Origin of the sequence: Streptomyces sclerotialus (assembly GCF_040907265.1) — a bacterium.
GTDB lineage: Bacteria > Actinomycetota > Actinomycetes > Streptomycetales > Streptomycetaceae > Streptomyces > Streptomyces sclerotialus.
On record NZ_JBFOHP010000002.1, the window covers coordinates 3,571,800 to 3,595,428 of the forward strand.

Below are 23,629 nucleotides of genomic sequence, written 5' to 3' on the forward strand. Positions count from 1 at the left end.
AGCGCCACGTATGACACGTCGTCACCGCCGTTCGGGGGACACTCCCCGGCGGCGGGACCGGTGCGTACCGGCTACAGCAGGCCGTCCCACATCTGCTCCAGCAGGACCGACCACCAGGTCTCCGGCGAGCCGAGCGCCGCCGGGTCCAGCGACGCCAGCTGCACCTGGAAGTCCGTGGTCCAGCGGCCCGCCTGCTCCGGGTTCAGCCCGTACCGCAGCCGCCACATCCGGCCCAGCATCGCCATGCAGCGGACGAACTCGGGCAGGCCGGTGTTCACGAACTGCGGCGCCGCCGCCTGCCCGTCGGGACCGTCCCCCCTTGCCTTGAGGGCATGGGAGGTACCCCCACCCAAGGGCACCGCCACGATGTGCGCCGTGCCGTACTGCACGCACAGCTGGCGGCCGAAGTCCGTACCCATCACCAGGTACGAGCCCGCGTCCGGGGCCGGCTGCACGCCCCGCTCCTGGGCCAGCTCGGCCAGCGTCGGCACCGGACGGCCCGGCTGCGCCTGGCCCCAGAAGAACGGGCCGAAATCGACCGGCACGCCCGCCCACACCAGGGTCTGCGCCACCACGTCGGGCACGCCCTGCCGGGAGACCGCGCGCTGGTCGAAGCGGAACACGCCCTGCGGACCGAACGCCTGCTCCAGCTCCTGGCCGATCGCCTGCGGCGGGACCGGCGGCGCGAGCTGGACCTGCGACGGGTGCGGCAGCGGGACGCGTACCGGGGCCGGGCGCGCCGGGCCGTCCGCCACCTGGTGCAGCTCGCCCTGGTGCTCGACCAGATGACGTACGCCCTGCTGCCGCGAGGCGTGGTCGTGGCCGTACGCGGCGGTGTGGCTGATCCGCACCTGCGGCCAGGTCTCCCGGATCATCCGGGCGCAGTAACCGCCCGGCAGATCGCAGGACTCCAGCTCGGTGTGGAGCTCCAGCACCTGCTGCGGCGGCACGTTCAGGCCGCGCAGCTCGTGCAGGATCTGCCACTCCGGATGCGGCGTACCGGGCGCCGAGCGCCGGATGATCTGCTGCTCGGAGCCGTCCGGCGCGCGGTAGCGCAGCACGGCCATGTAGCCGGGGCCGACGGTCGGCTGACCGCTCGGCGCCTGCGGATAGCCGTACCCGGGTGCGCCGGGCTGCTGCCCCATGGGAGGCGCGGGCGGCGGCATACCGGGGCCCGCGGGCGGCGCTCCGGGGCCGGCGGGCGGCACACCGGGGCCGGGCGGCGGCGTACCGGGGCCCGCCAGCATCGTGGCGGCCGCGTGCACGCCACCACCGGGCGCGCCGGGCCCGGCGGGGACGGCCGGAGGCGGCGTACCGGGGGCGGCGGGCGGCGGCGGAGGCGTACCGGGGCCGGCCGCGCCGGGCGTACCGGGCGGCGAGGGAGGCGGCGGCGCGTCACCACCGGTCTTGGCTGCGCCCGTGTTGCCGGGCAGCGACGAGCCGTCGGCCAGCATCGTGGCGGCCGCGTGCACACCGCCGCCGGGCGCGCCAGGAGCACCGGGAGCGCTGGGAGCGCCAGGGGCACCGGGAGCCGCGGGGGCACCGGGCGGCGGCGTCCGCGAGCTGTCCGCCGCGTCCGGGGCGCCCGAGGGCCCGCCCGCACTCGGGTCCAGCTGGGACACCATCTGCGTCGGTACGTAGCCGCCGGCCGGGCCACCGGGGGCGGCGGGCGGCGGGGTAGCGGGTGCCGCCGGACGGACCTCGGCCTTGTCGGCCGCCTCGTCCGCGATCTCGGCGGCGGACGGCCGGCCCGCTCCGGGGGCACCCGGTGGCGGGGGCGTGGCCGGTGCCGGAGGCGGCGGAGGCGTACCGGGAGCGGCGGGCGGCGGCGCACTCGTACCGGGCGCGGCCGCGGCACCCGGGGGCGGCGGCAGGTGCGTCACGGGCGGGCCGGACGGCGGCGGCAGGTGCGACAACGTGGGCGGGGACGCGGGAGCGGGTCCGGGAGCCGCGGCACCGGGGTCGTCAAGGGCGGGCGCGACCGCGGTGGGCGGCAGGTTGCTGCCGCCCGGCAGGAGTTCGGTCTTTGCCTCCGGGCGCACCGAAGGCTGCCCCGTACCCGCGTCCTCCTCGATCTCCAGCTGCGGCGCGAACACGGTGGCGGGCAGCCCCACGGACCGGTCGTCCCCGTCGTCGTCCGCGGTGATGTCCGTGCCCTCCCAGGAGGAGGCGGCGGAGGTACCCGGGGACGGCGCACCGGCCTCCGCGGGCGCCGGCTCGTCCTCCGCCACCGGCTCCTCCTCCGCCACCGGTTGCGGCGCCGACGCGGCGGCGGGCGGCACGGCAGGCGCGGCAGACGGCCGGGCAGGGGGCGCGGGGGCAGCCGGCGGCGCAGCGGCAGCCTCAGCGGGCTCAGCGGGCTCAGCGGGCTCAGCGGCAGCCGACGGGGCGGCAGGCTCGGCAGGTGGCTCAGCGGCAGCCTCAGCGGCGGCAGGCGGCGCAGCGGCAGGCTCCGCGTCGGAGGGCTGTGCCCCTTCCGGCTCCCGCTCCGGGTCCGTCCGCCGGTCCGGGATGCCGATCGCGTCGGCGGCCTCCTGCAGCCACTCCGGGGGCGTCAGCAGGAAGGACGTCTGCTCCAGATCGATCCGCTGCGGCGGCACCTCGGGCGCCGGTGCCGCGTCCGGCACGGAGCCGTACTCCTCCTCGTACCGGCGGATCACCTCACCCACCGGCAGGCCGGGCCACAGCGTCGTCTCGCCGCTGTCCCGGGCGATCACCAGCCGCTGCCGGCCGCCGTCGACGACCGGGCCGCCCTCACGGTCCTCCGCCCAGGCCACGAAGCCCAGGTCGAACTCGCGTACCCGCACCTCACGCTGCTGGTACGCCAGCACCTCACCGTTGACCCAGCGCTCCGCGCGCTCCTGCGCCTGCGCGAACGTCACCATCGCGCCTCACCCCTCCACCGGAACGGCGCGCGCGAAGCCACCGTCCACCATCAGGTTCGCCACCGTCTCCAGCTCCGGCGGATTGCCCGCGAGGCGCTCCAGGAACTCGTCGAAGTCCCGGCCGCACGGCAACAGCAGCCGTTCCACCCGCTCCTGGACCGTCCAGCCGTCCTGGTCCCGCGCGTCGTCGTACGCGCAGAACCACACCGAGCCGACCGCGTCCCCCTTCACCTTCACCGCGATCACACCGCCCTGGACGAACCCGACGCCCAGATAGTCCTTCGTGAAGTGGTCCCGCAGGCACTTGTTCACGTACACGAGGTCGTTCACGGCCGCCTCGTCCCGCACCGTGAAGAACGGCTGGTCCACCAGCAGCCCCAGCTCCGGGTCGAGCGCGGCGCCTACAGGGGCGCAGCCGCCCGCCGCCTTCAGGAACGAGCGGTACGCACCCGGCAGGCGGTACCCCAGCGCCTCCTCGGCCTGGAGGACCGCGTCCTCGGAGACCGACACGTCACGGTGCGGCAGCCCGAAGTGCGTGGGGCGCACCTCCTGCAACGGGCGCGTGCCGCGCTTCTCGTGGTCCACCGCGGCCGTCGCCAGTCCACCGTGGTGCCGCAGCAGCGCCTTCACCTCGACCGGCACCAGCTGCACCCGCCGCGTTCCCGCCACGTGGTGCCAGGTCCAGCCGTGCGGCGTCGCCACCGACGGCACGTCCTCCCACAGCTCGTGCCCCTCGGCGTGCAGCGCGGCGTTGGCCGACACGAAGTCCGTCAGCCGCAACTCGTCGACACCGAAACCTTCCGGCGGCTCGGCGATCTCCGCCGCCGCCCGCGCGTACGGCGAGAAGTCCGGGAACCCGCTCCCGTCCACCCGTACGCCCCTGGGAAAACGCGCTGCCCGGACCGGGTCCGGGAAATGCACGACCTGCCCGGCGTAGGCCGTGTTCGGTGGCGCGGCACGTCCCCCAGCCTGGCGGCTGGGAGGTACCCCCAGCCCACTGAATGGACCTGTCGTCATGGCGGTTGCCCCCTGGCTGGAACTGGCTACTGCCGCACAGCCTAAGCGCTCCGGCAACCCCCGCCCCCGCCCCTGTCCGCCCCCGGCGAGCGCCCGGAAGGCCCCCGGCGGCCGTCCACGGCACGCTCGTACACCCGTGCCACCGCACCCCCGGTCGGCCGACTGTCACAGACCGGTGACACCCCCATTGCAAGCCCGACTTCCGCAACACCCAGCGCGTTTGGCAGGCTGACCCCCGCAGACGGGGGGATGCAGGGAGGGAAAGCACCGCCATGAGCACAACCGCACAGTCCGCCGCGCGGTCCACCGGACGGACCGCCGCGCAGCGCACCGCACCGAAAGCGGCGCACCCCGCCGGCGACCCCAGGATCGGCTGGAGCGCCACCGCCGACCACGACGGGCCGCCCGTACTCCGGCACCGCCGCGACGGCATCCTCCCCACCGTCGCCGCCGCCCTCTCCGTCCGCGGCGAGACCCTGACCTGCACCGCCAGCAAATCCGAGCAGCCGCCCACGCTCCACCCGCTCGTACAGGACTTCCTCGACACCCTCAGCACCGCGCAGCGCGAGCGCTTCACCGGGCGCTGTCCCGAAGCCGTCCTGCTCTCCCGGCACCTGACGGCCGTCGAGACCAACCGCTCCAAACGGCAGGCCAAGAAACCGCTCACCAACGGTGAGGCCCGCCGCTCCCTGAAGCACTCCAAGCTCACCGCCCGTCACATCCGCGAGGACGGCGACCCGCAGCACGGCCACTACGCCGCGCCGTGCCGTTCCTGCGACGCGCTCCTCGCCTTCTTCGGCGTCATGCCCGTCGGCTTCACCTCGGCAGGGAGCTGACCCGCGCCATGACCCCCTCGACGCCCGCCACCCGCGCGTACGACCGTGCCGCCGGCGCCACCACGCGCTTCCCCGTCGCCGTCGACGCCGCCCTCCAGGAAGCCGGCTGGCAGCCCGGCCGCTGGGACATCAAGCAGGCCGAACACTGGGCCGACGCGCTCCGCGAGTACACCTCACCCGGCGGCCACCGGCACACCGTCTTTCCCCTCGCCGTCGAAGCCTGGGCCGAGTTCGGCGGCCTGCGCATCAACGCGCCGGGGCCCGGCCGGCACATCGCCCCCACGCCCTTCGAGATCGACCCCCTGTACGGCATCCACCTCGCCCGCACCCTGGGCGACCTCGGCCGTGCCCTGGACACCCAGGTCGCCCCCCTCGGCCGCGAGGCCGACAGCCAGGCCACCCTCGCCATCGATGCCCTGGGCCGCGTCTACAGCCTCGACCACACCGGCGACTGGTACCTCGGCCACGACATCGACCAGGCCCTGTCCACCCTCGTACTCGGCACCCGCCCGGCCCGTCTCACGGTCGGCGGCGGAACGGACTGAGCACCCGGGCACCGGCCGGCACCGTGCGGGGCGGCACAGCACTCCGCCCCGCCACTGCCACGGACACCGCCACCGGTCAGCGGTCCTGACCGGCCGGGAGCACCGCCGAGACCCGGAAGCCGCCCGCCTCCGTCGGCCCCGAGACGAACACCCCGCCCAGGCCGGTCACCCGCTCACGCATCCCCACCAGGCCGTTCCCCCCGCTCGGCAGGCCGGCGTCCGCCGCGCCGCGCTCCGACGGGCCGTTCTCCACCTGCACCGCGACCTCCCCCTCGCGGTGCGCCAGCCGCACCCGCACCGTCGCCCCCGGCGCATGCTTGTGCACGTTCGTCAGCGCCTCCTGGACCACACGGAACGCCGTCTGCTCGACCCCCGGCCCGTACGCCCCGGGCTCCCCCTGCACCGACAGCTCCACCACCGTGCCCGCCGCCCGCGACTGGTCCACCAGGGCCGCCACCTCGGCCAGCGACGGTCCCTCCCCCTCGCTCTCCGGCACAGTGGACGGCCCGCGCGCCGCCGCGGCCCGCGCCCGTGCGGCACCCGGAGCGCCGGCCGCCGCGCGGCTCCCGGTCCCCGTGGCGGACTCCGGCGCCGCCGGCTCCGCCGGCCCCCGCGACACCTTCGACGCCACCGCGACCAGCCGCTCCGGCTCGTCCGACACCCGCGCCGACGCCGCCGCGCCCTCGCCCGTACGCAACACCCCCAGCATCTCCCGCAGCTCCGTCAGCGCCTGCCGGCCCATGTCCCCGACCAGCCCGGCGTTGCGCGACGCCTTCTCCGGGTCCTTCAGCGCCACCGCCTGGAGCGCCGCCGCGTGCACGACCATCAGGCTGACCCGGTGCGCCACGACGTCGTGCATCTCCCGCGCGATCCGCGTCCGCTCCTCGTTGCGCGCCCACTCCGCGCGCTCCTCCGCGCGCTCCGCGAGCAGCATGAGCTCCCGCTCCAGACCGTCCGCACGCTCCCGCAGGCTCTCGACCAGCCGCCGCCGCGCGCCCACGTACAGTCCCAGCAGCACCGGCGGCGCGGTCAGCACCAGCCCCAGCGCCACGGAGACCAGCGGCACGAACCACCACGGCGGGTCGAAGTCCTCCTGCGACGCCACGTCCTGCTGCATCTTCAGGAGCGTGATGATCAGCGTGCCGACGACGGACATTCCCGCCAGCAGCACCGTGAACCGCCGCGGCACGTCCGACGCCGCCAGCGTGTAGAGCCCCACGACCGTCAGCAGTCCGCCCAGCTCGGCCGGGGTCACCGCGATCGCGACCAGTACGACGACAATCGGCCACCTGCGCCGCACCAGCAGCACCGGGCCGACCAGCAGTCCGAGCACGATCCCCGCCGCCACCGGCAGCCGGGACTCCTGTGCGAACTGCACCCCCTCGAGAACGCACTCCACCGTCGAGGCGACGGCCAGGGAGACGTCCAGCGCGGCGCTGCGGCGGCTCTGCCACCACCACGGCCCTCTGCCCGGTGCACCCCTGGCGCCTCCGGCGCCCATTACCCCCGTCGCGGTCATACCGCCCACCCTACGGGCGCCCGCCACCGATTTCCGGCCACGGCCGCCACCCTGCAGCACGCCCGTTACGGACCAGTACCTGCGACTTTCCCTCGAACCGGCGAATCACCCACATTTTCAGCACATCCTTCTACCGCAGACACGACGCTTTGCTCTGTGACAAACACCCACACGGGATTCGAGTCCCTGCGCGACGAGGCGGTGGCCCTCCGCCGCGCGGGCCTCAGCCGCCGCCAGATCCGCGACCGCCTCCACGTCCACAACAACGACCTCCTCAACCGCCTCCTGGAGGGCGCCCCGGCCCCGGAGTGGACCACACGCCCGAACGCGAAGGACGACCTCCGCGCCAGAGCCCGCGAGCTCCGCTCCCAGGGGATGACGTACGACCAGATCCAGCTGGAGCCGGGCTGCTCGAAGAGCTCGACCTCCTTGTGGGTGCGGCACCTGCCGAAGCCGGAGCGGCGACGCACCTCGGAGGAGGCTTCCGCGATCGCCAGACGCGGTTGGCAGGCGACACTCGAGCGACGGGAGGAGGAGCGTCAGGCGACGAAGCGAGAGGCGGCCACGGAGATCGGCACGCTCACCGACCGCGAGCTGTTCCTGGCCGGCGTAGGGCTGTACTGGTCCGAGGGATCCAAGAGCAAGCCGCACGCCCGGCGGGAGCGCGTCGCCTTCATCAACAGCGATCCGCAGATGATTTGCGTCTACCTCGCCTGGCTCGACCTGCTCGGCGTGGAGCGGGACCGGCTGGAGTTCCGCGTATCGATCCACGAATCCGCCGAGACGGCCGGCGCGGAGCGCTTCTGGGCCGAGCTGACCGGTATCGACGTCGGCGCCCTCAGCAAGACGACGCTGAAGAAACACAACCCGACGACCGTCCGCAAGAACGTCGGCGACGAGTACCACGGCTGCCTGACGGTCCGCGTCGCCCAAGGAGCCGATCTGTACCGTCGCATCGAAGGCTGGTGGTACGGCATAGTAGGGGGCGTCCGTGATCCCCGAGAGGGGAAACGGACATAAGGGCAATCCCGGGTCGTCTAAGGGCAAGACGTCAGATTTTGGTTCTGATCATGGGGGTTCGAGTCCTCCCCCGGGAGCCTCAAAGTTCGGGTCCTGACCGAGAGGTCGGGACCCGTCCGAGTTTCGGCTGCAATACGCACCGGTATCCTTCGGGTGTCCACCACCCGAAGTAGCCAAGAAGCCGAAGGGCATCCCCGTGAGCGCCAACCGCCCGGCAGCCGTCGTCGTTCTCGCAGCGGGTGAGGGCACCCGCATGAAGTCGGCGACCCCGAAGGTCCTGCACGCGATCTGCGGCCGCTCCCTCGTCGGCCATGTCGTCGCCGCCTCCCGTGAGCTGGACCCCGAGCACCTCGTGGTGGTCGTGGGCCATGCCCGGGAACAGGTGACCGCGCACCTCTCCGAGATCGACGCGGGCGTCCGTACGGCGGTGCAGCACGAGCAGAACGGCACCGGCCACGCCGTCCGGATGGGCCTGGAGGAGCTGACCTCCGGCGGCTCCGGCGAGGCCGCGGCGCCGGGCGTGGAGCTGGCCGGCACCGTGGTCGTCGTGTGCGGCGACACGCCGCTGCTGACGGGCGCGACCCTGAAGGCGCTGGCCGAGAAGCACGCCGCCGACGGCAACGCCGTCACCGTGCTGTCCGCCGAGGTGCCGGACGCGACCGGGTACGGCCGGATCGTGCGGGACGAGGCCACCGGGGCCGTCACCGCCATCGTGGAGCACAAGGACGCGAGCGACGCGCAGCGGGCCATCCGCGAGATCAACTCCGGGGTGTTCGCGTTCGACGCGCAGCTGCTGATCGACGCGCTGGGCAAGGTGCGGACGGACAACAGCCAGGGTGAGGAGTACCTCACCGACGTCCTGGGGATCGTGCGGGAGGCCGGGCACCGGGTGGGCGCGGCGGTCGCCGCCGACCACCGGGAGATCCTCGGGATCAACAACCGCGTGCAGCTGGCGGAGGCGCGCCGGCTGCTGAACGACCGGCTGCTGGAAGCGGCCATGCTGAGCGGCGTGACGGTCGTGGACCCGGCGTCCACCTGGGTGGACGTGACGGTGACGTTCGAGGCGGACGCGGTGGTGCAGCCGAACACCCAGCTGCTGGGCGCGACGCACGTGGCGTCGTTCGCCGAGGTGGGCCCGCATTCGCGGCTGACGGACACGACGGTCGGCGAGGGCGCGGTCGCGTCGTTCACCGTGGCGGACGGCGTGCGGATCGGCCCGGGGGCGAGCGTGGGCCCGTACGTGTATCTGCGGCCGGGTACGGAGCTGGGGCCGAAGGCGAAGGCCGGCACGTACGTGGAGATGAAGAACGCGAAGATCGGTGCGGGCACGAAGGTGCCGCATCTGTCGTATGTCGGGGATGCGACCATTGGCGAGTACACCAACATCGGTGCGGCGAGCGTGTTCGTGAACTACGACGGCGAGGCGAAGCATCAGACGACGGTGGGTTCGCACTGCAAGACGGGGGCGGACAACATGTTTGTGGCTCCTGTCACGATCGGGGACGGCGCGTACACCGCGGCGGGCTCCGTGATCACCAAGGATGTGCCCCCGGGTTCGCTGGCTGTCGCGCGTGGTCAGCAGCGGAACATCGAGGGCTGGGTCGCCCGCAAGCGACCCGGGAGCGCCGCCGCGCAGGCCGCTTCGGCTGCTCGTCAGGAGAGCAAGGACGAGCAGTGACCGGGCAACGGGTGCGCCGTGCGGGGCGTACCGTGATAAGCGCACGCAACATGGACGGCGCACCCCCGGCGCCCTCATGTTTGACAGCTTGGCAAGGAGATTTGCTGTGACCGGGATCAAGACGACCGGCGAGAAGAAGCTGATGCTCTTCTCCGGCCGCGCCCACCCCGAGCTGGCGGAGGAGGTTGCTCACCAGCTGGGAGTCGGCCTGGTCCCGACGAAGGCGTTCGACTTCGCGAACGGTGAGATCTACGTCCGCTATCAGGAGTCGGCGCGTGGCGCGGACTGCTTCTTGATGCAGAGCCACACGGCTCCCATCAATAAGTGGATCATGGAACAGCTGATCATGATCGATGCTCTGAAGCGCGCCTCGGCGCGGAGCATCACGGTGGTCATCCCGTCGTACGGTTACGCCCGTCAGGACAAGAAGCACCGCGGCCGTGAGCCCATCTCGGCCCGCCTGGTGGCGGACCTGCTGAAGACGGCGGGCGCGGACCGCATCGTCACGGTGGACCTGCACACCGACCAGATCCAGGGCTTCTTCGACGGCCCGGTGGACCACCTGTTCGCGCTGCCGGTGCTGGCGGACTACGTGGGCGCCAAGGTGGACCGCGACAAGCTGACGGTCGTCTCCCCCGACGCCGGCCGCGTGCGCGTGGCGGACCGCTGGTGCGACCGGCTCGACGCGCCGCTCGCGATCGTGCACAAGCGGCGCGACAAGGACGTGGCGAACCAGGTCACCGTCCACGAGGTCGTGGGTGACGTGCAGGACCGCGTCTGCGTCCTCGTCGACGACATGGTGGACACCGGCGGCACGATCTGCGCCGCGGCCGACGCCCTGTTCGCGAACGGCGCCGCGGACGTCATCGTCACCGCCACGCACGGCATCCTGTCCGGCCCGGCGGCCGACCGTCTGAAGAACTCCAAGGTGAGCGAGTTCGTGTTCACCAACACCCTGCCGACGCCGGGTGAGCTGGAGCTCGACAAGATCACGGTGCTGTCGATGGCGCCGACGATCGCCCGGGCGATCCAGGAGGTCTTCGAGGACGGCTCGGTGACGAGCCTGTTCGAGGAGCAGTGAGCCGGGTCGCCGCACAGGGCGACCGGTGATCGATTTCGGGAGCGGCCTCCCCGCCGGGTAGACTCGTGGAGTTGCTCGGCGAGGGAGGCCGTACTCGTACGTACGGCGCTCCGTTATCGACGCGCTCTTCGTAGCAGGTCTGTCGTGGGCCGGGTGACGGCCAACAGATCGTTTTCCATACGAGGAGTGCACCATGGCCGAGGTGAAGATTTCCGCCGAGCTGCGTACCGAGTTCGGCAAGGGCAGCGCCCGCCGTCTGCGTCGCGAGGACAAGGTTCCCGCCGTCATTTACGGTCACGGCTCCGAGCCGCGTCACGTGGCCCTGCCGCACCACGACACCCTGCAGGCGCTGAAGAACTCGAACGTCCTGATCAGCCTGGACATCGAGGGCAAGCGCGAGCTGGTGATCCCGAAGGCCGTGCAGCGCGCCACGATCCGCCTGGGCATCATCGAGCACGTCGACCTGCTGCTGGTCCGCCAGGGCGAGAAGGTCTCCGTCGAGCTGCCGATCCACACCGAGGGCGAGCTGGCCCCGGGCGGCAACCTGCTCGAGCACGTGCTGAACACCCTGCCGGTCGAGGCCGAGGCCACCCACATCCCCGAGTCGGTCACCGCCGACATCGCGGGCCTGGACGCCGGTCAGTCGGTGCTGGCCAAGGACATCAAGCTGCCGGCCGGTGTCTCCCTGGGCGTCGAGGACGACGCGGTCGTGCTGCAGGTCGTGGCCGCGCAGGCCGAGGCCCCCGCCGAGGGCGAGGGCGAGGGCGAGGAGGGCGCCGAGGCCTGAGCCTCGGACCACCTCTGACGGTCACCCTCTCCGACGGTCACCGTCACCGGTTCTTCCGCCGCCGTCCCGTTCGTTGCGAGCGGGGCGGCGGTTTTTCTTACGTACAGGAGTACTGCTGTGAGTGAGGGCGCGGCGAGTCCGTGGCTGGTGGTCGGGCTGGGGAATCCCGGTCCCGAGTACGCCGGCAACCGCCACAACGTGGGGTTCATGGTGGCCGATCTGCTGGCGGAGCGGATGGGTGGCCGGTTCAAGGCGCACAAGGCGCGGGCGCAGGTGGTCGAGGGCCGGTTCGGTCCGCCGGGGCCGGCGAGCCGCCGGGTCGTGGTGGCGAAGCCGTCGTCGTACATGAACCTGTCGGGCGGTCCGGTGACGGCGCTGCGGGACTTCTACAAGGTCCCGGTGGAGCAGATCGTGGCCGTCCATGACGAGCTGGACATCGACTACGGAGTGCTGCGGCTGAAGCTGGGCGGCGGGGACAACGGGCACAACGGCCTGAAGTCGATGACGAAGTCGATGGGCGCGGACTACCACCGCGTGCGGTTCGGCATCGGCCGGCCGCCGGGCCGGATGCAGGTCGCGGACTTCGTGCTGAAGGACTTCTCGTCGGCGGAGCGCAAGGAGCTGGACTACTTCGTTGACCGGGCGGCGGACGCGGTGGAAGCCCTGGTCACAGAGGGGCTGGAACGGGCGCAATCCGCCTACAACTCCTGAGCGGGACAGCGCGGGACGACGCCTGACGAAGCGTCCTGATCGAGTTGACCAGGCGTACGCGCATGGCCAAGGATCGCCGCCATGTCCAGGACAGCTACGACAGGGACCAAGAAGCGCAGCCGCACCCGGCGGGCGGGCGAGAGCGCCTTCGGGGTGCTGCTCGTGCTGAAGAACGCGCTGATGGCGCTGCTCGCGCTGCTGCTGCTGGTGGCCGGCGCGTGGACGTCATGGGGCGACGCGCAGTACGCGATGCTCGTGCAGGCGAAGGAGCGCGGCACGATGACGGTCGCGTCGTGCGACGACGACAGCTGCTGGGGTCCCTACGTACCGACGGGCGGGGACGGGAAGCGGCGGGCGAAGGTCGTGCTCGCGGAGGCGGCGGCGCCGGAGAAGGGCCAACGGGTCGAGGTCACGGTGGAGCCGGGTACGGACCGTGCGGTGCGTACGGGTCCCGGCGGCATGCTGTACGCCTGGGCGCCGCTCGGCGGTGCGCTGCTGCTGGCCTCGCTGGTGGTGGCGGGCGGCCTGCGGATGCGGCGGACGGCGTGGGCCGTCGGTCTGGCGGGGGCCGCACTGCTGGTGGCGGCGTTCTTCACGCTGTGAGCCCCGCTCCGCGAACGCAGCGGCGGCCGGTCACGTTCCCGTGACCGGCCGCCGCTGTCGTCGGGTCAGCCCGTGTTGCGCAGGCCCGCTGCCACACCGTTCACGGTGAGGAGCAGGGCGCGGCCCAGGACGGGGTCGGCTTCCTCGCCGCGCTCGGCGGCTTCCCGCTGGCGGGCGAGGAGGGAGACCTGGAGGTAGGAGATCGGGTCCAGGTAGGCGTCGCGGATGCGGAAGGTCTGCTGGAGGACCGGGTTGGATTCCAGCAGCTCGTCCTCCTTGGTGACCCGGAGGACTTCCTGGACCGTCAGCTCGTGCTCGGCCTTGATCACGTCGAAGACGTGCTTGAGCTCGTCGGGCACGAGGGTGTCGACGTAGTGCTGAGCGATCCGCAGGTCGGTCTTGGCCAGCGTCATCTCGACGTTGGACAGGAAGTTGCGGAAGAAGTGCCAGTGCTCGTGCATCTCGTCGAGCACGGCTTCCGAGCCGGCCTCGCGGGCGGCCTTCAGGCCGGTGCCCACGCCGAACCAGCCGGGGACGATCTGCCGGGACTGGGTCCAGCCGAAGACCCACGGGATGGCGCGGAGGCCGTCGAGCGAGACGCCCGAGCCGGGGCGGCGGGAGGGCCGGGAGCCGAGGTGGAGTTCGGCGAGCTGATCGACCGGGGTCGACGCGAGGAAGTACGCCGGGAGGTCCGGGTCCTCGACCAGGCGGCGGTAGGCGCCGTGCGCGGCGTCGGAGACGGTCTCCATCGTGGCGTCCCAGCGGGCCAGCGCCTCGTCGGACTGGCGCGGCGCGGTGTGCAGGGCCGATGCCTGGAGGGTGGCCGCGACGGTCAGTTCCAGGTTCTCGCGGGCCAGGGACGGCACGAGGTACTTGTCGGAGATGACCTCGCCCTGCTCGGTGACCTTGATCTCGCCTTCGAGGGTGCCGTAGGGCTGGGCGAGGATCGCGTCGTGGGAGGGGCCGCCGCCGCGGCCGACGGTGCCGCCGCGGCCGTGGAAGAGGCGCAGCCGTACGCCGTGCCGGTGGGCGACGTCGCGCAGCAGGCGCTGGGCGCGGTGGATCTCCCACTGGGAGGTGGTGATGCCGCCGAACTTGGAGGAGTCGGAGTAGCCGAGCATCACTTCCTGGACGTCGTCGCGGAGCGCGACCAGGCGCCGGTACGACGGGTCGGACAGCATCTCGTCCAGGAGCTTGTCGGCGATCTTCAGCTCGTCCGTGGTCTCCAGGAGCGGCACGATGCCGACCTTCGCCCAGCCGGCGTGCAGGTCGATGAGGCCGGCTTCGCGGGCGAGGACCGCGGCGGCGAAGACGTCGTCGGAGCCGGCGCACATGGAGATGATGTAGGACTCGATGACCTCGGGGCCGAAGGTGTCCTTGGCCTTGCGGATCGTCTCGAAGACGCCGAGGGTCTTGGCGCCGGCCTCGTCCAGCGGGGCGGGGCTGGGGGCCAGCGGGCGGCGCGAGCGCAGTTCCTTGGCCAGGAGCTTGCGGCGGTAGTCGCGCGGCATGTCGACGTAGCGCCAGGACTCCTCGCCGAGCCGGTCGAAGAGCTGGCCGAGGGCGTGGTGGTGGGCGTCGGCGTGCTCGCGGACGTCCATGGTGGCCAGCTGGAGGCCGAACGCGGCGATCGTACGGATCGTGCGCTCCAGGCGGCCGTCGGCGACCAGGCCGCCGCGGTGCTCGCGCAGCGAGGTCTGCAGCAGGGTGAGGTCGTCGATCAGCTCGCGGGTGCCGAGGTAGTCGCGGCCCGGGACGTGCGGGGTGTCGGTGGCCAGGCGCTCGCGGGTGTTGACCAGCTTCTGGCGGATGCAGGTGGCCTTCAGACGGTAGGGCTCCTCGGAGTTCAGCCGCTTGTAGCGGGGGCTGATCTCGGGGAGGAGGTCCAGGTCCTGCTGGAGGGAGGCGAGCAGCTCGTCGGTGGCGCCGCAGTTGCGGATGGAGTTCGACAGGGCGCCGCGCAGCTCGTCGATGTGCTCCAGCGCGTCGGTGATGCCGTGCTCGTGCTGGAGGATCAGGACGTCCCAGGTCACCTGCGGGGTGACGTTGGGGTTGCCGTCGCGGTCGCCGCCGATCCAGGTGCCGAAGGTGAGCGGGCGGGTGCCGGCGGGGAGCTGGACGCCGGCCCGCTCCAGCTCGGCGGCGAGGTCCTCAAGAACGTCGCCGACGGCGCCGCGGCCCAGCTCGTCGAGGTAGTAGATGGCGTTGCGGGCCTCGTCGGTGGGCTCCGGGCGCGCCACGCGCAGCTCGTCGGTCTGCCAGATCAGGTCGATGTTCTCGGCGAGGCGGAGGTCGGCGCGGCGCCGGTCGCCGGCGTCGGTGGTCTCCAGCAGCTCGGCGACCTTGCGGAGCTTGGTGAGGACGGAGCGCCGGGCGGCCTCGGTGGGGTGGGCCGTGAAGACGGGGCGTACGGCGAGGTGGGCCGCGGTCTCGCGGAGGTGCTCGGGGTCGGCGTCCTTGAGCATGTCGGCGGTGCGGGCGAGGATGCCGCCCTCGGCGGCACGCTTGGCGCGCAGCTCGCGGCCGCGGTGCACCTGCTCGGTGACGTTCGCGAGGTGGAAATACGTGGAGAAGGCCCGCACGAGCTTGGTGGCGGTGATCAGGTCGGTGTCGCCGAGGAGATCGGCGGCGGCCTCCCCGTCGGTACGCGTCAATGCGCGTACGCGTTCCACCAGATCGAGAAGCTCGGGGCCCTCCTGCCGTACGAGGGTCTCGCCGAGCAGGTCGCCGAGGCGGCGGATGTCGGCGCGCAGGGCCCCGTTGCCGGCTTCTGCCGTGTCGGGGGCCTCGGGGTTCGGGGTCCGCTGGGCGGCGTCGGGAGAGATGTCGGCACTGCTCACAGGTGCGGCTCCTTGCAGTGATTGAGCACGTCTGGGCTGGTGGGTGTCGCGTGGACACTCCCTTGTGGCGGGTTGCGGACCGCGCTGTCCGACGCCTCAAGAATAGATCTCCGCTTTTCGGGGGGTCACACCGTCCGCTCTGTGAGAGGGGCTGTCGGGCCGGTCACACCCTTGTACGGTGTGGCGGCACTGCCATACTTACGAGACCGTAGGTTACGGAACCGTAGCCTTGCCTCCGACCCCAGCGAGGGACACACATGACCGCTGGCCCCGAAGTCGTCGAGAAAACCGTCAAGTCCGCCGACACCCCGCTGCCCTCCGCGACGCTGGGTGGCGACAGCAAACGCTCCGTCGAACAGATCACGCTGCTGCTGTTCATCACCGTGCCGTTCCTCGCCCTGGTGGCCGCGGTGCCGCTGGCCTGGGGCTGGGGTGTGAGCTGGCTCGATCTGGGGCTGCTGGTGGCGATGTACTTCATCGGCTGCCACGGCATCACGATCGGTTTCCACCGCTACTTCACGCACGGGTCGTTCAAGGCGAAGCGGCCGCTGCGCATCGCGCTGGCGATCATGGGGTCGCTGGCCGTGGAAGGCCCGCTCGTGCGGTGGGTGGCCGACCACCGCAGGCACCACAAGTTCTCCGACGCGGAGGGTGACCCGCACTCCCCGTGGCGTTACGGCGAGACCGTGCCGGCCCTGCTGAAGGGCCTGTGGTGGGCGCACATGGCGTGGATGTTCGACGAGGAGCAGACGCCGCAGCACAAGTACGCGCCCGACCTGATCAAGGACTCGGCGATCCGCACGATCTCCCGCCAGTTCGTCCTGTGGACGACCGTCTCGCTGCTGATCCCGCCGCTGGTCGGCGGGCTGGTGACCATGTCGTGGTGGGGCGCGTTCACCGCGTTCTTCTGGGGCTCCCTGGTGCGCGTCGCGCTGCTCCATCACGTCACGTGGTCGATCAACTCCATCTGCCACGCGGTGGGCAAGCGTCCCTTCAAGTCCCGGGACCGCTCGGGCAACGTCTGGTGGCTGGCGATCCTGTCCTGCGGTGAGTCCTGGCACAACCTGCACCACGCGGACCCGACCTGCGCGCGGCACGGCGTGATGAAGGGGCAGCTGGACTCCAGCGCCCGGCTGATCAGCTGGTTCGAGCGACTGGGCTGGGCGTACGACGTGCGGTGGCCGAACGCCTCCCGGCTCGACTCGCGCCGCCAGGACAAGGCCGTGGCGGGGGGCGCCGCCCAGCGGTAGCCGGGGAAGGCATGATTGTCAGGTGGCGATCGATGGCAGCAGCGTGAGTGGCAGTAAGGACAAAGCGTCTTCCGGTGCGGGCGCGCGGCGTGCGCGGCGGGTCCGCATGACGGGCAAGGAGCGCCGGGAGCAGCTGCTGGACATCGGGCGCACGGTGTTCGCCGAGCGGGGCTTCGAGGGCACGTCGGTGGAGGAGATCGCGGCGAAGGCCGGGGTGTCCAAGCCGGTGGTGTACGAGCACTTCGGCGGCAAGGAAGGGCTGTACGCGGTCGTCGTGGACCGGGAGATGCGGCGGCTGCTGGACATGGTGACGGGTGCCCTGACCGCGGGGCACCCGCGCGAGCTGCTGGAGCAGGCGGCGTTCGCGCTGCTGGACTACATCGAGTCCTACACCGACGGCTTCCGCATCCTGGTGCGGGACTCCCCCGTGGCCCAGTCGACGGGCACGTTCGCGTCGCTGATCAGCGATATCGCGACGCAGGTCGAGGACATCCTGGGGCTGGAGTTCAAGGCCCGGGGCTTCGACCCGAAGCTGGCGCCGCTGTACGCGCAGGCGCTGGTCGGGATGGTCGCGCTGACCGGCCAGTGGTGGCTGGACGTGCGCAAGCCGAAGAAAGCGGAAGTCGCGGCGCACCTGGTGAACCTGGCCTGGCACGGGCTGGACGGGCTGGAGCCGAAACCGCGGCTGATAGGCCACCGCAAGGCCTGACCATTGACCACACCCGCCCCAAAGTTCACCCGAAAGAGTGAGCGGCGCAGGGGGCTCCCGGTGCGCCGCGTCAGTACAGGGGTTCGAGGAATTCGAGTCGATTGCCGACCGGGTCGTGGGAGTAGAAGCGGCGGTGACCCGGGAGGCCGTCGTCCCAGGTGACATCCGCTCCCTGGGCCGCCAGCCGGGCGGCGAAGGCGTCGATGCCCGTGACGAGGATGCCGGGGTGGGCCTTGGCCGCCGGCCGGAAGCCGTCCTCGACGCCGAGGTGGAGACGGACCGGACCGGCCTCGAACCAGCACCCGCCCACGGCGAGCCCGGGCGGCTTGGGAACCCGGGTCATGCCCAGGACGCCCTCGTAGTACGCGGTCAGCGCACCCTCGGAGCCGGGCGGCGCCGCCAGCTGGACGTGGTCGAGGCCGGTGATCATCCGCTAGACCTCCTTGCGTGCCACGGCGAAGATCCGCCGGAAGGGGAAGACGGTGCCGTGCGGCCCCGCCGGGTAGGCCTTGCGCAGCAGGTCGCGGTACTGGTCGAGGAACTCCTCGCGGGCCTCGGGGTCGTCCTCGAGCGCTGTGAGGACGGGGCGCAGGGCGGTGCCCTTCACCCAGTCCAGCACCGGGTCCTCGCCCCGCAGGACCTGCACGTACGTGGTCTCCCAGGCGTCCGCCGCGCAGCCCAGGTCGATCAGCCGCTTCAGGTACTCCGCCGGCTCCAGGACATGCACGAAGCGCCGCCCCTGGTCACCCAGGCGGGCCCGCCACCGGGGGGTGTCGCACAGGTCCCCCAGAAGGGCGTGGCTGGGCGAGGTGAAGTTGCCGGGGACCTGGAAGGCGAGGGTGCCGCCGGGGGCGAGGGAGTCGAGCCAGGGCCCGAAGGAGTCCTCGTGGCCGGGGACCCACTGCAGTGCCGCGTTGGAGACGATCAGGTCGAAGGGTTCCTCGGGGATCCAGGTGGCGGCGTCGGCGGGGGCGAAGTCCAGCAGCCCGCCGCCCGGCGTGGGGCCCTCGTAGGACCGGGCCCTGGCCAGCATGTCGGCGGAGCTGTCGAAGCCGGTGATGTGCGCGTCGGGCCAGCGGTCCGCTATCAGGACCGTGACGTTGCCGGGGCCGCAGCCCAGGTCGGCGATGCGCGGACGGCGGGCGGCGGGCAGCTCGGGGATCCGGGCGAGCAGGTCCAGGAACGGGCGGGTGCGGTGGGTCGCGTGGCGGAGATACTGCTGTGGGTCCCAGGTCGGCGCAACGTGCGTGTCGTGCATGGTCGAACCCCTCTGCTGATCGGGCCAGTGCCGGTGGAGCAGGAACTGCTGCCGACGCTGCCCAATCGTCCAGGGAAATATATCTTGATGTCAAGAGACTTCACGTCGACACAACCACTACACTGATCGTCATGGAGGACGAGGTCGACCGACTGGTCGCAGCATGGCGCCGCGAGCGCCCCGACCTCGATGTGGAACCACTCGAGGTGCTCAGCCGTATCAGCCGGCTCGCCCGGCATCTCGACCGCGCGCGGCGGCTGGCCTTCTCCGAGGTGGGTCTCGAACCCTGGGAATTCGACGTCCTCACCGCGCTGCGCCGCGCGGGCTCCCCGTACCAGCTCTCCCCCGGCCAGCTGCTCACCCAGACCCTGGTCACCTCCGGCACCATGACCAACCGTATCGACCGGCTCGCCAAGAAGGGCCTCGTCGAGCGGCTGCCCGACCCCAGCGACCGGCGCGGCGTCCTCGTCCGGCTCACCGCGGAAGGGCGCGACCGCGCGGATCAATCGCTGGCCGGGCTGCTCACCCAGGAGCGGGCGATCCTGGCCGAACTCTCCCGCGCGGAGCGCGCGGAACTGGCGGGTCTGCTCCGCCAGCTGACGGCCCCGTTCGACAACATCCCGGGCTGATCGCCCCGCCAGGGGCGCGGGGAACTGCGCGAACGGCCACGACGGCGCCGCGGATGGCCCGGTGGCGCGCCCCCAACGGCGGGCCGGTGGCTCCTTCCCAAGAACTCGGGACGTCCTCCCGGCGGCCCGGTACCGTGCCGCGACGGCTGGTAGCGCAGCTCCCCGCGCCCCTTACCGGGGCGCCCTCTTGCCCGAGGCGGCATGCGTCCACTTGGATCGCGGCCATGAGCCAGCAGCGCGATGCGCCGCCCGCAACGGCACGATTCCACGGCCGTACCCACCTCGTCACCGGCGCCGCCTCCGGCATCGGCGCGGCGACCGCCGACCGGCTCGCCGCGGAAGGCGCCCGCGTCCTCCTCCTCGACATCGACGACGAGCGCGGCGAGCACACCGCGCGCCGCATCCGTGCCGCCGGCGGCACGGCCTCCTACGAGCACTGCGACGTCACCGACGAGGCCGCCTGGCAGCGCGCCGTGGCCGCCGCCCGGGGCCGCTACGGCCCGGTCGACGGCCTGGTCTCCAACGCCTTCACCCACTACGCCGCGCCCGCCGACCGCACCCCGCGCGCCGACTGGGACCACCAGCTCGCCGTCAACCTCACCGGCGCGTTCCTCGGCGTACGGGCGGCCCTGGACGATCTGCGCGCGCGGCAGGGCGCCGTCGTGCTGACCTCCTCCGTGCACGCCCGATTCGGGCTGCCGGGGCGGCCCGCGTACGCCGCCTCCAAGGCGGGCCTGACCGGCCTCGCCCGCCAGCTGGCCGTCGAGTACGGGCCCGACGTACGGGTGAACTCCGTGCTGCCCGGCCCCGTCCTCACCCCGGCCTGGGAAGGCATCGCCGAGGAGGACCGCCGGGCCACCGCCGCCGAGACCGCCGCCGCGCGGCTCGGCCGGCCCGAGGAGGTCGCCGCCACGATCGCCTTCCTGCTCTCCGCCGACGCCTCCTTCGTCACCGGCGCGAGCCTCGTCGTCGACGGCGGCTGGAGCGTCCTGAAGAACTCCTCCTGACCAGCCACAGCGACCACTCGTCCACAGCAGCACCGCAACGACCACGCGACCCGACAAGCCCCCAGGGGGACCGCGCGATGGCAATCCGGTACGGCGGGGACTACAACCCCGAGCAGTGGCCCGAGGACGTACGGGCCGAGGACCTCGTCCTCATGAAGCAGGCGCACGTCACGATGGTGACCGCCGGGATCTTCTCCTGGGCCGGGGTCGAACCCCGGCCCGGCGCTTACGACTTCGGCTGGTTCGACCGCGTCATGGACGGCCTCGGCCAGGCGGGCGTCGCGGTCTGCCTGGCCACCATGACCGCCTCACCACCGCCCTGGCTCGCCCACCGGTACCCCGAGACGCTTCCCGAGGACGCCGACGGCACCCGTCGCTGGCCGGGCGCCCGCCAGCACTACTGCCCCTCCAGCCCGGTCTACCGCGAGCACGCCGTCCGCCTCGTCGAACGCCTCGCCCACCGCTACGCCGGTCACCCCGCGCTCGCCCTGTGGCACATCGGCAACGAGTACGGCTGCCACACCCGGCAGTGCTACTGCGACGTCTCGGCCCGCGACTTCCGCCGCTGGCTGCGCGAGCGCTACGGCACCGTCGAGGCGCTCAACGACGCCTGGTCCACCGCCTTCTGGTCGCAGGCCTACGGCGACTTCGAGGAGGTGCTGCCGCCGCGCGCCGCGCCCGCCTCCGCCAACCCCGCGCAGCAGCTGGACTACCTCCGCTTCAGCGACGACGCACTGCGCGCCTGCTACCTCGCCGAGAAGGAGGTGCTCAACCGCGTCACCCCGGACGTGCCGGTCACCACCAACCTCATGCCGGACCACAAGCCCGTCGACGCCTTCGCCTGGGCCCGCGACATGGACGTCATGGCGCTCGACTTCTACCAGGACCCCTATGTGGCGGACGACCACATCCGTGCCGGCTACCACTTCGACCTGATGCGCTCGGCCCGCGGCGGCCAGCCCTGGCTGCTCCTGGAACAGGCGCCGAGCGCCGTCAACTGGCGCCCCCGCAACGGCCCCAAGCCGCCCGGCGCGATGCGGCTGTGGAGCTGGCAGGCCGTCGCCCAGGGCGCCGACGCGGTGCTGTTCTTCCAGTGGCGCCAGTCGCTCGGCGGCGCCGAGAAGTACCACTCGGCGATGGTCCCGCACGGCGGCACCGACACCCGGATCTTCCGCGAGGTCACCGAGCTGGGGCGGGAGCTGGCCGCCGTACCGGGTATCGAGGGCACCCGCTCCGAGGCGCAGGTGGCGCTGCTCGCCGACTGGGACAGCCGGCGGGCGCTGGAGCTGGACTCCCGGCCCTCCACCGCGCTGGAGGCACCCGAACGGGCCCTGGCCCACTACCGTCCGCTGTTCGAGGCCGGGGTCGCCTGCGACGTCGTACCGCCCGACCGTGACCTGTCCAACTACCGTCTGGTCGTCGTCCCCAACCTCTACCTGCTGCGCACGGAGGACGCCGAACGGCTGGCCGCGTACGTGCACGGCGGCGGGCACCTGCTGGTGTCGTTCTTCTCCGGCATCGTCGACGCCCACGACCGGGTGCATCCCGGCGGCTACCCGGCGCCGCTGCGCGAGCTGCTGGGCCTGCGGGTGGAGGAGTTCCGGCCGCTGGACGAGGGCGTACGGCTGCTGCTGCGCGGACGGTACTCGGGCCGCGCCGACCTCTGGGCCGAGGACATCGTCCTCGACGGCGCGGGCTCGGTCGTCGACTTCGTCGGCGAGGAACCGGCGCTGCAGCCCGCGATCACCCGCCACACCTACGGCCGGGGCACCGCCTGGTACGTCGGCACCCGTCCCGACCCCGGCCTGATGCGGCACCTGATGGACGACGTACGGGAGGCCGCGGGCGTCACACCCGTACTGCCGGGACTGCCGGCCGGCGTGCAGGCCACCGTGCGCTCCGGGGCCCGCGGACGCTATCTCTTCCTGCTCAACCACGGGCAGGAACCGGCCTCCGTACAGCTGCCGGAGCCCATGGCCGACGCACTGGCACAGGCCACGCCGCGGGCGGCAGCCGTGCATCACCTCACCCTGCCCGCCCGCGGCGTGGCCGTCCTGACGGAGCCCGGCCCGCGGACCGGCTCCTGAGAGTCCTGACCCGGGCCACGGCCCCGGACGGCGGGGCGGTCAGGGTCTGCCGGCGGCCGGGACGCACCGGCCGCCGGCCGCCGTACCGGCCGGGGCCCGGCCACCGGCGGCGCCCCGGCCCGTCACGGCACCGAGACCGACGCCGTCGGCACCGGCTGCGCGGCCGGGGACGACGGGGGCGGCTCCAGCTCGACCGGCCCCACCCCGGCCCGGCGCGCCAGCGCCACCGCGGCGAGCGTGGAGTGCACCCCGAGCTTGCCCAGGACGTTCTGCATGTGGGTACGGACCGTGTGCGGGGAGAGGAACAGCCGCTCCGCGACCGCCTTGCGGCCGAGCCCCGCGACCATGCAGCGCAGCACCTCGCGCTCGCGCGGGGTGAGGGACTCCACCAGCCGCTCGCTCTCGGTGCGGTGCTTGCGCGCCGCCGTCAGCTCCCGCAGCACCCCCGTCAGGAGCGCGGGCGGCAGATGCGTCTCGTCCCGCAGCACGCCGCGGATCACGGCCAGCAGGCGGGAGAGCGAGCAGTCCTTCGCGACCCAGCCGCCGGCCCCCGCCTGGAGCGCCGCCGCGGCCCTGCGCGGGTCGTCCTTCTCCGCGAGCACCACGGCGCGGACCAGCGGGTGGGTGGTGCGGACCGTGGTGACCAGCGATATGCCGTCCACGGGCGCGCCGTCGGCCGCGCCGTCCCGCGGGACCTGCGGCCGCATGGGGACGGCCGCGAGCGGTGCGACGGCCGTGCCGAGGTCGGCGTCGACAAGCATGACGTCGAAGCGCCGGCCCTCGGAGGCCGCCCGCTCCAGACTGCGCAGGGCCGCCGGTCCGCTCCCGGCCGCCGCCACGTCCACGTCCTGTTCGGCCGCGAGGGCAGCCGCCAGGGACTCGGCAAAGATGCGGTGGTCGTCGACCACCAAGACCCGGATGCGTTGCACTGAGGACCCCCTGTCTCGGGGAACGAGCGGATACGGATACGTGCGCCCGGCGGCGGAGACGCCGCAGCGGCACGGCCGCCGCCGTGCTGCACCGCTGTCCCACCCCGGGCGCCGTACCTCCCTCCCCGCGCCGCGTTCGGCGGGGAGGGTTCAGCTCGCCCCCTGATCGGCACCGGCCCCCACCGGTGCTCTGTTCAGCGTACGTACGGGGTCCGGCAACGGAAGCCGATTGGCAAAA

The 23,629-nt window shown here is 72.7% G+C and carries 20 protein-coding genes and 1 tRNA gene; 14 read left to right on the forward strand and 7 right to left on the reverse strand.

Features of this window, described 5'->3' with window-relative positions; translation table 11 throughout:
* Positions 1-71: 71 nt before the first annotated feature.
* Together AAC944_RS15735 and AAC944_RS15740 are read right to left on the reverse strand one after the other, a co-directional pair.
* Positions 72-2,885, reverse strand: a complete 2,814-nt coding sequence (locus AAC944_RS15735) for an SUKH-4 family immunity protein (protein WP_030617403.1) — start codon at positions 2,883-2,885, stop codon at positions 72-74.
* Between the two features lie 6 nt (positions 2,886-2,891).
* Positions 2,892-3,902: an SMI1/KNR4 family protein gene (locus tag AAC944_RS15740; RefSeq protein WP_078888664.1), complete on the reverse strand. Its 1,011-nt coding sequence runs from the start codon at positions 3,900-3,902 to the stop codon at positions 2,892-2,894.
* 272 nt (positions 3,903-4,174) lie between these two features.
* On the opposite strand from AAC944_RS15740, the gene AAC944_RS15745 reads away from it, so the two are divergent.
* Together AAC944_RS15745 and AAC944_RS15750 are read left to right on the forward strand one after the other, a co-directional pair.
* Positions 4,175-4,738 (forward strand): YwqJ-related putative deaminase, encoded by a 564-nt coding sequence (locus tag AAC944_RS15745; protein ID WP_030617400.1) that lies wholly within the window; start codon positions 4,175-4,177, stop codon positions 4,736-4,738.
* Between the two features lie 8 nt (positions 4,739-4,746).
* Positions 4,747-5,283, forward strand: a complete 537-nt coding sequence (locus AAC944_RS15750) for an SUKH-3 domain-containing protein (protein WP_030617398.1) — start codon at positions 4,747-4,749, stop codon at positions 5,281-5,283.
* Between the two features lie 76 nt (positions 5,284-5,359).
* Here AAC944_RS15750 and AAC944_RS15755 read toward each other — a convergent pair whose 3' ends face one another.
* Entirely contained in the window at positions 5,360-6,802 is a 1,443-nt protein-coding gene (locus AAC944_RS15755; protein WP_037772504.1) for a sensor histidine kinase, read from the reverse strand.
* Between the two features lie 156 nt (positions 6,803-6,958).
* Between AAC944_RS15755 and AAC944_RS15760 the strand changes: the two genes are divergently transcribed.
* From AAC944_RS15760 to AAC944_RS15790, 7 genes are all read left to right on the forward strand, one after another.
* The gene (locus tag AAC944_RS15760; protein WP_030617393.1) at positions 6,959-7,822 is read left to right on the forward strand and encodes a hypothetical protein; all 864 of its coding nucleotides are present in this window, start codon (positions 6,959-6,961) and stop codon (positions 7,820-7,822) included.
* A gap of 6 nt (positions 7,823-7,828) precedes the next feature.
* A tRNA-Gln gene (locus AAC944_RS15765) sits at positions 7,829-7,899 on the forward strand.
* A 119-nt stretch (positions 7,900-8,018) separates the two neighbouring features.
* Positions 8,019-9,500 (forward strand): bifunctional UDP-N-acetylglucosamine diphosphorylase/glucosamine-1-phosphate N-acetyltransferase GlmU, encoded by a 1,482-nt coding sequence (glmU, locus tag AAC944_RS15770; protein WP_030617390.1) that lies wholly within the window; start codon positions 8,019-8,021, stop codon positions 9,498-9,500.
* Between the two features lie 106 nt (positions 9,501-9,606).
* A complete protein-coding gene (locus tag AAC944_RS15775; RefSeq protein ID WP_030617389.1) occupies positions 9,607-10,581 on the forward strand; it encodes a ribose-phosphate diphosphokinase in 975 nt (324 codons plus the stop codon).
* Positions 10,582-10,774: 193 nt separating this feature from the next.
* Positions 10,775-11,368: a 50S ribosomal protein L25/general stress protein Ctc gene (locus AAC944_RS15780; RefSeq protein ID WP_030617386.1), complete on the forward strand. Its 594-nt coding sequence runs from the start codon at positions 10,775-10,777 to the stop codon at positions 11,366-11,368.
* 117 nt (positions 11,369-11,485) lie between these two features.
* The gene (gene pth / locus AAC944_RS15785) at positions 11,486-12,079 is read left to right on the forward strand and encodes an aminoacyl-tRNA hydrolase (RefSeq protein ID WP_030617383.1); all 594 of its coding nucleotides are present in this window, start codon (positions 11,486-11,488) and stop codon (positions 12,077-12,079) included.
* An 81-nt stretch (positions 12,080-12,160) separates the two neighbouring features.
* Positions 12,161-12,682, forward strand: coding sequence for a hypothetical protein (locus AAC944_RS15790; RefSeq protein ID WP_030617380.1), 522 nt, complete (start codon positions 12,161-12,163; stop codon positions 12,680-12,682).
* 65 nt (positions 12,683-12,747) lie between these two features.
* On the opposite strand, the gene ppc is transcribed toward AAC944_RS15790, so the two are convergent.
* Positions 12,748-15,435: a phosphoenolpyruvate carboxylase gene (ppc, locus tag AAC944_RS15795; protein ID WP_051871942.1), complete on the reverse strand. Its 2,688-nt coding sequence runs from the start codon at positions 15,433-15,435 to the stop codon at positions 12,748-12,750.
* A gap of 344 nt (positions 15,436-15,779) precedes the next feature.
* Here ppc and AAC944_RS15800 point away from each other — a divergent pair, with 344 nt between their 5' ends.
* Both AAC944_RS15800 and AAC944_RS15805 read left to right on the forward strand, forming a co-directional pair.
* The gene (locus AAC944_RS15800; RefSeq protein WP_030617374.1) at positions 15,780-16,772 is read left to right on the forward strand and encodes an acyl-CoA desaturase; all 993 of its coding nucleotides are present in this window, start codon (positions 15,780-15,782) and stop codon (positions 16,770-16,772) included.
* A 22-nt stretch (positions 16,773-16,794) separates the two neighbouring features.
* On the forward strand, positions 16,795-17,481 hold the full coding sequence (locus AAC944_RS15805; RefSeq protein ID WP_030617371.1) for a TetR family transcriptional regulator: 687 nt from the start codon (positions 16,795-16,797) through the stop codon (positions 17,479-17,481).
* Between the two features lie 70 nt (positions 17,482-17,551).
* On the opposite strand, the gene AAC944_RS15810 is transcribed toward AAC944_RS15805, so the two are convergent.
* Together AAC944_RS15810 and AAC944_RS15815 are read right to left on the reverse strand one after the other, a co-directional pair.
* Positions 17,552-17,911: a VOC family protein gene (locus AAC944_RS15810; protein WP_030617366.1), complete on the reverse strand. Its 360-nt coding sequence runs from the start codon at positions 17,909-17,911 to the stop codon at positions 17,552-17,554.
* A 3-nt stretch (positions 17,912-17,914) separates the two neighbouring features.
* Positions 17,915-18,739 (reverse strand): trans-aconitate 2-methyltransferase, encoded by an 825-nt coding sequence (locus AAC944_RS15815; protein ID WP_030617364.1) that lies wholly within the window; start codon positions 18,737-18,739, stop codon positions 17,915-17,917.
* A gap of 131 nt (positions 18,740-18,870) precedes the next feature.
* Between AAC944_RS15815 and AAC944_RS15820 the strand changes: the two genes are divergently transcribed.
* The 3 genes from AAC944_RS15820 to AAC944_RS15830 all read left to right on the forward strand — a co-directional run bounded on the left by AAC944_RS15820 (position 18,871) and on the right by AAC944_RS15830 (position 22,462).
* On the forward strand, positions 18,871-19,368 hold the full coding sequence (locus AAC944_RS15820) for a MarR family winged helix-turn-helix transcriptional regulator (RefSeq protein WP_030617361.1): 498 nt from the start codon (positions 18,871-18,873) through the stop codon (positions 19,366-19,368).
* 224 nt (positions 19,369-19,592) lie between these two features.
* The gene (locus tag AAC944_RS15825; protein ID WP_030617358.1) at positions 19,593-20,375 is read left to right on the forward strand and encodes an SDR family NAD(P)-dependent oxidoreductase; all 783 of its coding nucleotides are present in this window, start codon (positions 19,593-19,595) and stop codon (positions 20,373-20,375) included.
* A 77-nt stretch (positions 20,376-20,452) separates the two neighbouring features.
* Complete coding sequence (locus AAC944_RS15830) at positions 20,453-22,462, forward strand: beta-galactosidase (protein WP_030617354.1); 2,010 nt, start codon at positions 20,453-20,455, stop codon at positions 22,460-22,462.
* 122 nt (positions 22,463-22,584) lie between these two features.
* On the opposite strand, the gene AAC944_RS15835 is transcribed toward AAC944_RS15830, so the two are convergent.
* Positions 22,585-23,391 carry a LuxR C-terminal-related transcriptional regulator gene (locus AAC944_RS15835; RefSeq protein WP_030617352.1) on the reverse strand — a complete coding sequence of 269 codons (807 nt, stop codon included), beginning with the start codon at positions 23,389-23,391 and terminating at the stop codon, positions 22,585-22,587.
* Between the last annotated feature and the right edge of the window lie 238 nt (positions 23,392-23,629).